The organism is Moraxella sp. CTOTU47724, from assembly GCF_032014955.1.
Taxonomy (GTDB): Bacteria; Pseudomonadota; Gammaproteobacteria; order Pseudomonadales; family Moraxellaceae; genus Faucicola; species Faucicola tetraodonis.
Map to the genome: position 1 here is coordinate 1 of NZ_DALZSV010000074.1, position 9,242 is coordinate 9,242.

Here is a 9,242-nt window from a genome sequence, read left to right on the forward strand (position 1 = left end):
GCGAAATCCCCAGCACCTTTAAGATAGGCTCGCCTGCCAACGAAAATATCGCGATGGTCACAAACACGGTAATGGCTGAAATCAGTGCAACTTTGCGAGTTTGTTGTCGATTGGCGTCTTTGGTGATATCAATAAATAACGATAACGCGGCAAATGGATTGACCAGTACCACCAGTGCCAAAAATATTTTTAAGACTTGAGATTCCATGAGTATTGACTAACTTGTTGGGTGAATATGACAAAACAGTTATGGTAGCATAAATTTAAGTAAGCCAGGTTACGGCGTTAATCCGCTCAGCGCTACCAGTGCGCATACTAAGCCTGCATGATGAACCCGAAATTAATGGCTCTCTAACGTTTGGGTGATTTTATCAAGATTTAAACTATCGGACATGGCATTAAAAATCTCATAGTATTTGCCTTGCTTACGATACAGTTCATCATGCGTGCCTGTCTCCACCACGCGCCCTTGCTCGATGACCACCAAATCATCAGCGTCAATAATCTGGGCGATATTGTGCGACACTATAATCACCGTGCGGTTTTGTTTGATTAAATCCAAACTGCGCTTGATTTGCTGGCTGGCAATGGCATCTAGACTTGCAGTCGGCTCATCCAAAAAGACAATTGGCGGATTTTTGAGAAACATACGTGCCAGTGCAATACGCTGCTGCTGCCCACCTGACAAGGATTTGGCTTCGCTTTGGTAGCCTTTGGGCAGCTGGGTGATTTGTTCATGAATGGAGGCTTGTATTGCTGCCTGCTCAATCTGAGCCTGGCTGGCAGTTAAATCGCCATAACGAATATTTTCTTCAATAGTCCCGCCAAAAATATGGTTTTTTTGCAATACCAAACCGATTTGTTGGCGTAGCTCATGGGTATCATAGTCTTGCAAATCCTTGCCATCGAGCAAAATTCGCCCCTGCGTGGGCTGATAAAATTTTACCAACAGATTGATAATGGTGCTTTTACCTGCGCCGCTCAGCCCGACCAATGCAGTAATTCGGTTGCGCCGAATGCGAAAGCTGACATCTTGCAAGGCTTGATTGCCGTTGGGATAAACAAAATCCACGTGCTGAAGTTCGATATCGCCCTGCACCGTCGCAGGATTGACACCGCCTACCACTTCGATTTGGCTATCATCTTCTAAGATATCAAAAAACCCTTCGGCATAAGTCAGCGCATCATTGACTTCATCGTAGATACGATGCAACTGGCGAATCGGCGATGCCACGTTTTGAAACAACAACACATGAAACATAATCATGCCAATGGTCATCTGCCCATCCAGCACAAAATACGCCGTTAAAATAATAATCGACACCACACCAATCTGCTCGATAAAGCTTTTGAGTGCATCATAGCCAAAGCCAATACCGCGCGTTTTGAGTTGGTTATCGGTCATCTCCTTTTGAATGGCAAAATGTTTTTGCGCTTCAATCGGCTCGCGGACAAAGGATTTGATCACGGTAATAGCGTTAATGAGCGAAATGATTTGCTCGCTTTTGCTCTCCCGATAGTGGCGCATCTGCCGACGAAAACCTTGCAAGCGCGTGGCTTGTTTTTGACTGATATAAAAATAAATCGGCACAATCACCAGCCCTACCATCCCCACCCACACATTGGCGCTAAACATCACTACCAGCGCTACGATCGCATTGGCAAATAACGGCAACATATCAATAAAAAAGTTTTGCACCAAGCGCGTCAGACTACTGACACCCAAATCAATGCGCGTCTGCAGCTTACCACTGTCGTTATCAGGGTGGGTATAAAACCCCATGCGGTAACTTAAAATACGCGCCACGACTTTTTGCGATAAATCCCGGGACAAATTAATACGGATTTTTTCACCAAAATAGCGCTGTCCAAAGCTGATTGCCGCGTACAACAGTTCTTTGAGCAGTAGCACGATGCTGATAGTCGTGAGTAATTTTGCACCTTCCTGCCACGGCTCGCTGAGTTTGAGAATCTCGGTCAAATGATCGACCGTGTAACGCAGTACGAAGGCATTGACCTGCGCGGCAAATGAACCAACCACCGTAAGTAGCAGCGTCGCCATGATTAATGAGTGATAAGGTTTTGCAAAAACGGATAATTTTTTGATAATTGACCACAGCACGGCACCGCGCTCGCGTTTGTTGAGAGATGTCGGTGCAGGTTTGGCTGGCAGTGTCGATGTATCAGGGAGCGATGGATTAGGCGATTGATTAGGCGATGGGTTGGGAATATTTGGCAAGAGTGGCTCACAAATGATTTTTCAATACGTTTGGTGGTTTAATATCTTTGGTAAAGTTTAAATAAAACGAGTAAGTTTAAGGTAGTTGGTAATTGTTGCATTCTTGTCCATGCGAAGCTTTGCACTACAAAATCATAAAATAATTTTATGATAATTAGTATTATTTATGAATATTTATTATGATTTGAAGCTTTTAGCGGCAAATACCTTTATACTGAGCAGACTTATTTTTACCTTTCCCTTTTTATCTTAGTTCATAGCCTATTAAAAGGATTTCAGCGTATGCCATTATCATATAAAGCCCCCCTGCGTGATATTCGCTTTTTAACCAATGAAGTATTTAATTACCCCGAACACTACAAAACCTTAAAATCTGGTGAAAATGCCGATCCGGAAACCGTGGATATGATGCTTGAGAGTTTTGCGGATTATTGTAGCAATGTCTTGATGCCACTGTACCAATCAGGCGATGCTGAAGGCTGCCATTTTGACAAGGGTGTTGTCACCACGCCAAAAGGCTTTAAAGAAGCTTATGATATGTTCGTTGAAGCTGGGTATCAAGCCATACCGTTTCCTGAAGAATTTGGTGGCTTGAATATGCCAATGTCTGTCAACCTCATCAAAAGTGAAATGATGGGCACGGCAAACTGGGCATTTGCCATGTATCCCGGGCTGTCGGTGGGCTGTATGAATACCATCATGCAATACGGCACCCCTGAGCAAAAAGCCACTTATATGCCAGCCTTGGTAGAAGGTCGTTGGTCGGGCACCATGTGTTTGACTGAGCCACAATGTGGTACCGACTTGGGTCAAGTTAAAACCAAAGCCATCCCACAAGACGATGGTACTTATAAGATTAGTGGTACCAAAATCTTTATTTCATCCGGTGAACATGACTTAACGGAAAATATCGTGCATATCGTTTTAGCACGCCTACCTGATGCGCCTGAAGGCACCAAGGGTATTTCGTTATTTATCGTGCCAAAATTCTTGGTCACAGAAAACGGCGACATTGGTGAGCGTAATCCCGTTAACTGTGGCTCAATTGAGCACAAAATGGGTATCAAAGCATCAGCCACTGCGGTACTCAACTTTGATAATGCCACAGGCTATTTAATCGGTGAGCCGAATAAAGGCTTAAAAGCCATGTTTACCTTTATGAACACTGCCCGCCTAGGTACAGGTATGCAAGGCTTAGCGCATATGGAATTGGCTTTCCAAAACTCATTGCCCTACGCCAAAGAACGTCGCTCAATGCGTACCCTATCCGGTACCAAAGAGCCAAACCAAGTGGCTGATGCGATTATCCATCATGCCGATGTTGCGCGTATGTTACTCACCCAAAAAGCCTTCTCAGAAGGCGCGCGCTCAATGATTTATCACGCATCACGCTATGCTGATAAAATGTTTGAAGGAGCGATGCTCGGTGACGATGCTGAATTCCACAAATGGGATGATAAATTGGGCTTTTATACCCCAATACTTAAAGGTTTCTTAACTGAACTAAGCATTGAATGTGCCAAACATGGTATGCAAATCTACGGCGGTCATGGCTACATCAAAGAATGGGGCATGGAACAAATCGCCCGTGATGCGCGCATCTCAACCTTGTATGAAGGTACCACAGGCGTACAAGCGCTTGACCTACTAGGTCGTAAAGTGTTAATCCAATCAAAAGGCAAAGTGCTACTGGATTACACCGCCAATATCATGAAATGGTGTAGTGAATATGCATTAGATAAAGGGATGCGTAAATTCGTTTGGGAATTGACCAAATACTGTGCAGAGTGGAATACCCTTACCACACGTATTATGCTCACGGCTCGTAAAGACCGTGAAATCGTCTCAGCGGCATCCGATGATTACTTAATGTACTCAGGCTATGTCATCATGGGCTATCACTGGGCACGTATGGCAGCAGTAGCGTACGACAAACTCAAAAATGGCGGCAGCGAAACCAAAGAATTCTATGAAGCCAAAATCAAAACCGCTGAGTTCTATTTTGAAAAACTATTGCCACGCGCCTCAGGTCACTCAGAGAGCATGTTGGCACCAAGCGAGTTAATGGCGATGGATTTAGATAGCTTTAATTTCCTAGACTAATGGGTTAAACTTGTTGCGCCATTTTGCAAAAAGGCTGCTCAACCTTAATGGGGGCAGCTTTTTTATTGCTCAAAATTTTAACACATACAAAAGAATTGCTTATGGAATTTACTGCTTTTTCGCGCCAAGTCATTGATCAACTAGAATCGGATATCACAGCCTACCTGCAAGCCTGCAAGTTACCGTCGCCGCTGCATGAAGCAAGCCTATACGCGATGACCAATGGCGGCAAACGGGTACGTCCTTTACTGGTTGCCGCAACTTTTGCCACGGTAAAAACCAACAACATTTTTGCCCACCCATCCCATCAATTATCTAATGACGTGCGCCGTGCCATGATGGCGGTGGAGTGTCTACACGGCTATTCGCTGGTGCATGATGACTTGCCTTGTATGGATGATGATGCATTGCGCCGAGGTCGCCCTACCACCCATATCGCCTATGGTGAAGCCGCTGCAATGCTTGCCGGTGACGTGCTCCAGACCTTGGCGTTTGAAGCCCTGACCCATACATATTTTGGTGAAAACAGTGAGTTTGCTACTCCGCTTTCTGCCACGTTTGCGCCGCGAGCCCGGCGTATGGTCATGGGGCAAATGCTGGATTTAAATGGCGAACACCAACAGCTTAGCCAAACTGCGCTTGAAGCCATTCACCGTGACAAAACAGGCGCGCTCATTGAAGCGTCAGTATTGATGGGTGCCATCTGTGCCAACGCGACTGACAGCGAGCGGCAAGCACTCAATAGCTTTGCCGAGCAGATTGGGTTGGCTTTTCAAGTACAAGATGATATTTTGGATGTGACTGCCGATACCAAGCAGCTTGGCAAACCTGCGGGTAGTGATGAAAAATTGGATAAATCCACTTATGTCAAACTACTGGGTGTGGAAGCCGCCAAAACCTACGCGCAAAGCTTATTTGATACCGCTAAAAATGCGGTGATCGCTGAATTTGGCGATGATAACTATTTGCTCGATTTGGCGGACTGGTTGTGGGCTAGACAAAGTTAAATTTTACTATGAGTCTTTATGCAAATATCTAACTTATCAATAAATATTGTCGAAAGTTTACTAATAGAAACAAATTATAGTAAGCGTTTATCAAAATTTTTCATTCATCAACTTCAATGTAGGATAGAGTTGAGCAAAGATATTCAATCGATTATCGATGAGATAAATTATCTTGAAAAATTAATAGTAAAGACGCCAACAAAAAAAGCATCAAAGTTTAGACATGGAAAGTTAAAAGGCTTTTGGCACTCTCATTTCTTTAGCGGACATCTAGAAGACCAAGCAGCCAACTATCTAAAGCTATTTGATGAAGATGGTAAATTTGAACAGCTATTCAAGGATTCATACGAAAAAGCAACTACCTCTAAAGAATTAGCTAATTTAATTACAAATGAGATAGTTGGTAAACAATTCAGAGATAATAACCATAATGGATCTTGGACTGGGCATTGGATTATATTTGCCAAATACAATGGAGCTAACTATTATTTAATGCTCGCTAACCATTCTAAACGTGGAGAAGATACTGACCCAATTTATGACAAAATGAAATTTGAATGTGAAGCACAATTTCCATTTCTATTTACCAATAAAAACTGATTAATCTCATAAAATTAGAAACTATTTCTTTCTAAACCCAGCAAACAAGCCTTCGTGGTTAATTTTTGGCATTTTCATGGTCACGGTGTTTGATAGCAAATCATGTAGCGCCAAGCCTTGCTTATTGATCCATGCAAACCAATAATTAAACAATAGCCCAATAAACATACTAAAATACAACGCACCCACTGACTGATGAATAAGATAGCCTATCATCCCGCAGACCACCGGCAATAAACACGCGGCTAATATCCGCATCATCGATTGCCGCCAACTTAGCAATGAGCCATCACGGTTCATGGTTTTGAGCCGCCAAGTCTGCATGCCAAGCGTTTGCCCTGCCTTACGCCAAAATACCCCATAAAACCCGACCAAGATAATCACGAACGCAGGGATTTGCACAACATTACGATACCATAGCGGTAATGTCGCCGCTTGTTTCATATCCGTCCCTGCCAAACCTAGCAGTTTAGTCCCCAATACAATAAGCAGCATCTGCACAAAAAATAGCATCGCCAAAATCAACATACCATCGTACAACATAGCAATCAGCCGAGTAGTCGCTTTTGCCATCACCGGTTGTTGTTCTGGCAATGGCGCTGATGGTAAGGATTGCGGCTGGTTGTTGGTCTCAGCTGTTTTTAACATTGGGGTCTTGGTCTTAGGCATAGGTATGACGGGCGAATGATGGTAGCAATTAAGCGAAATTGTAGCCTAAATACAACCAAAAGGCTATGACTCAAACGCACACTCGAGACCCATCAGCGCATGGCTTAGATAAACATAACTGGGATAAACATAACTCAGATCAACATAAATGGGATGAAAATGCCTTAGGCAATAGTGAGGCAGTGGTGAAAAAAACGGAACGGCAAAATAACCCGCCGAGTGATATGAGGTATAAAAAAATAAGACATAAAAAAAATCGCCTAAACTCAAAGAGTGGCGATTAATTTTAACAGAGTAATTAGTGGTGCGCTTGGAGGGAGTCGAACCCCCGACCCTCAAGTTCGTAGCCTGATGCTCTATCCAACTGAGCTACAAGCGCTTAACTAATGTCTTCGTTTGAAGTGGGCGCTATTATAAGTTAGAATATTTATTTTGTCAAACTTTATTTTAAATAATTTTAAAACTAATTTTGATTCAATAAATGGCGGTGACGGAGGGATTCGAACCCTCGATACAGTTTCCCGTATGCAGCCTTAGCAGGGCTGTGGTTTCAGCCACTCACCCACGTCACCGAATTGGTCTTACTTATCTATAACACCGCACAATAATTTTAGTCAATGTCGCCATTAACCTCAAGTATTGTGGGTGGGCATTATAACAAACCAATCCAAATTTGCAAGACTTTTTAAAAAAATTATGTGAGAATAATTACATCACCTTGGCAGCGACACCGTGCCTGCCCAGAAACAAGTCGAATGCCCATGACCCAGTCGTTATGTGATAATCTGTTTAAAACTAATGATTAAAAAACCATTTAACCAATCCTTTACAAGGATTGATAATCAGCCTGTGAGAATCTTATGTCAACCCCTGCTACCCTTGCCCCTATTTTAGCACCCAGCATGACACTGCGCCCCACTGTATTGTGTTTTTCGGGGTTAGATCCATCAGGTGGCGCAGGCTTGCAAGCGGACATTGAGTCGATTGGGCAAGCAGGGAGTCATGCAGCGATTGCTTGTACCGCAGTGACCGTTGAAAGTTCACAGCAAGTTTTTGGGTTTGAGGCATGCGCAAGTGGGCTGGTAAGGGCGCAAGCACTGGCGGTGCTCAATGATTTGCCTGTCAAAGCTATCAAGTCGGGGATGCTTGGCACCACTGACAATATTGCAATGCTCGCGCAGCTTTTCACCGATGGCAGTATTGCAAAAGATACGCCGTATGTGCTTGACCCGGTACTGGTGGCCAATAGTGGCGGTGCTTTAGGTGACAAAGACACTTTGGTGGCTGCCTTTGCCCAGTTGACCCCTTTTGCGACCCTCATGACCCCCAACAGCATTGAACTGCGTGATTTGACAGGCATCGACAATCTACACGCCGCCGCCAAAGATTTGTGTCAACAAGGTGCCAAAGCAGTACTAGTCAAGACGTCTCACGATAGCCAAGCCTCTGGTATCGAGCAGTATTTATACATTAATGACAACCAAACCTGCCGACTGGCATACCAAGCGATTTTGCCGAGACTGGCGGGTGAATATCATGGCTCAGGCTGTAGTCTGGCAAGTTATATCGCAGGTCGCTTGGCACTGGGTGATGAGCTTGTGACAGCGGTACAATGCGCAGATATTTGGATACAACACGTGCTTAAAGTCGCTGACATTGTCCACCCTCATGGTCAAAGAATTCCCAAGCGCTTTCATTACACCTCAATGTTAGGTTAGGCAAGCTAGTATGGGGTTATTATTGGAGTGGTCGATTGTCAAGACGTTGCTATTACAGTTAGGTGTGATCGCCCATTTTCTCATCACGCTTTGGCTAGTTGTGCGGGTTATTCAACAGCAGCGCCACCAAAGCGTGGCAATCGCTTGGATTGCGGTGTTATTTGCCCTGCCTGTTGTTGGCATCATCGGTTATATGTTATTTGGTGAAATCAATATTGGGCATCAGTATCGTAAGCGCAGTTTGATGGCGCAAAAATTACTGCGTGACTTTGCCAACGCTCAGCATATTGATTTTAATGAAATTTCCAAAAATTTAGACACCGAAGCACGGCAACTGAGCAATATCGCCCTACTAAAAACTGGGCTTGGCGTGTACGACAATCATACGCTGACGCTGATAACAGACGCTGACCATATTTTTGCCAGTTTATTGGCCGATATCCGTGCGGCAAACACGATTATTTTGCTAGAGTTTTATATTGTTTCGCCACAAGGCCGGGTGATTGAGTTATTAGAAGCTTTGATGGCGGCTACCCAGCGCGGCGTATCCGTGCATTTGCTCGCTGATAGCGTTGGCAGTCATGCGTTTTTTCGCAGTTCGTGGGTAAAAAAACTCAAAGCCGCTGATGTCTTTGTGCATGAGTCGTTGCCCGTAGGCTTGTTCAAAACCATTGTCAAACGTATTGATATCCGCAACCATCGTAAGCTGGCTATTTTTGACAGTTGCTATGGCTATACGGGAAGTTTTAATTTAATCGACCCCGATTTTTTCAAACAAAACGAGCATGTGGGCAAATGGATTGATGTCATGATACGGGTGGAAGGTCATGATAACGTCAATTCGGTAAAAGCCATGGCACTTGTCACGACCACGGATATCAGCGCAGAAACCAACGCCAATTTTTC

Annotated in this window: 9 protein-coding genes and 2 tRNA genes; 6 read left to right on the plus strand and 5 right to left on the minus strand. The window is 44.2% G+C overall.

The genetic code is table 11. The features are described 5' to 3' along the window. Together RTR63_RS10845 and RTR63_RS10850 are read right to left on the minus strand one after the other, a co-directional pair. Positions 1 to 208 (minus strand): MarC family protein (locus RTR63_RS10845; RefSeq protein ID WP_312524193.1); only part of this gene is annotated, 208 nt, incomplete at its 3' end. A 132-nt stretch (positions 209 to 340) separates the two neighbouring features. After that, positions 341 to 2,122: an ABC transporter ATP-binding protein gene (locus RTR63_RS10850; protein ID WP_312524205.1), complete on the minus strand. Its 1,782-nt coding sequence runs from the start codon at positions 2,120 to 2,122 to the stop codon at positions 341 to 343. A 399-nt stretch (positions 2,123 to 2,521) separates the two neighbouring features. On the opposite strand from RTR63_RS10850, the gene RTR63_RS10855 reads away from it, so the two are divergent. From RTR63_RS10855 to RTR63_RS10865, 3 genes are all read left to right on the plus strand, one after another. Further along, positions 2,522 to 4,342 carry an acyl-CoA dehydrogenase C-terminal domain-containing protein gene (locus RTR63_RS10855; RefSeq protein WP_312524195.1) on the plus strand — a complete coding sequence of 607 codons (1,821 nt, stop codon included), beginning with the start codon at positions 2,522 to 2,524 and terminating at the stop codon, positions 4,340 to 4,342. Between the two features lie 101 nt (positions 4,343 to 4,443). Then, a complete protein-coding gene (locus RTR63_RS10860) occupies positions 4,444 to 5,349 on the plus strand; it encodes a polyprenyl synthetase family protein (protein ID WP_312524197.1) in 906 nt (301 codons plus the stop codon). 18 nt (positions 5,350 to 5,367) lie between these two features. Further along, on the plus strand, positions 5,368 to 5,949 hold the full coding sequence (locus RTR63_RS10865) for a hypothetical protein (protein WP_312524199.1): 582 nt from the start codon (positions 5,368 to 5,370) through the stop codon (positions 5,947 to 5,949). A gap of 21 nt (positions 5,950 to 5,970) precedes the next feature. Here RTR63_RS10865 and RTR63_RS10870 read toward each other — a convergent pair whose 3' ends face one another. Continuing rightward, the gene (locus tag RTR63_RS10870) at positions 5,971 to 6,597 is read right to left on the minus strand and encodes an RDD family protein (RefSeq protein ID WP_309593217.1); all 627 of its coding nucleotides are present in this window, start codon (positions 6,595 to 6,597) and stop codon (positions 5,971 to 5,973) included. 86 nt (positions 6,598 to 6,683) lie between these two features. Between RTR63_RS10870 and RTR63_RS10875 the strand changes: the two genes are divergently transcribed. Beyond that, positions 6,684 to 6,902, plus strand: a complete 219-nt coding sequence (locus tag RTR63_RS10875) for a hypothetical protein (protein WP_312524201.1) — start codon at positions 6,684 to 6,686, stop codon at positions 6,900 to 6,902. An 18-nt stretch (positions 6,903 to 6,920) separates the two neighbouring features. On the opposite strand, the gene RTR63_RS10880 is transcribed toward RTR63_RS10875, so the two are convergent. Together RTR63_RS10880 and RTR63_RS10885 are read right to left on the minus strand one after the other, a co-directional pair. Beyond that, positions 6,921 to 6,997, minus strand: a tRNA-Arg gene (locus RTR63_RS10880). A gap of 103 nt (positions 6,998 to 7,100) precedes the next feature. Continuing rightward, positions 7,101 to 7,190: transfer RNA gene (locus RTR63_RS10885), tRNA-Ser, on the minus strand. Between the two features lie 336 nt (positions 7,191 to 7,526). Here RTR63_RS10885 and RTR63_RS10890 point away from each other — a divergent pair. After that, positions 7,527 to 8,336: a hydroxymethylpyrimidine/phosphomethylpyrimidine kinase gene (locus tag RTR63_RS10890; protein ID WP_312524207.1), complete on the plus strand. Its 810-nt coding sequence runs from the start codon at positions 7,527 to 7,529 to the stop codon at positions 8,334 to 8,336. A 10-nt stretch (positions 8,337 to 8,346) separates the two neighbouring features. Beyond that, on the plus strand, positions 8,347 to 9,242 hold an 896-nt coding region (locus RTR63_RS10895; RefSeq protein ID WP_312524203.1), incomplete at its 3' end, for a phospholipase D-like domain-containing protein.

Coding starts and splice junctions, on each gene's coding strand:
- RTR63_RS10855 (WP_312524195.1), top strand. CDS start 2,522: ATGCCATTATCATATAAAGCCCCCCTGCGTGATATTCGCTTTTTAACC.
- RTR63_RS10860 (WP_312524197.1), top strand. CDS start 4,444: ATGGAATTTACTGCTTTTTCGCGCCAAGTCATTGATCAACTAGAATCG.
- RTR63_RS10865 (WP_312524199.1), top strand. CDS start 5,368: ATGCAAATATCTAACTTATCAATAAATATTGTCGAAAGTTTACTAATA.
- RTR63_RS10870 (WP_309593217.1), bottom strand. CDS start 6,597: ATGTTAAAAACAGCTGAGACCAACAACCAGCCGCAATCCTTACCATCA.
- RTR63_RS10875 (WP_312524201.1), top strand. CDS start 6,684: ATGACTCAAACGCACACTCGAGACCCATCAGCGCATGGCTTAGATAAA.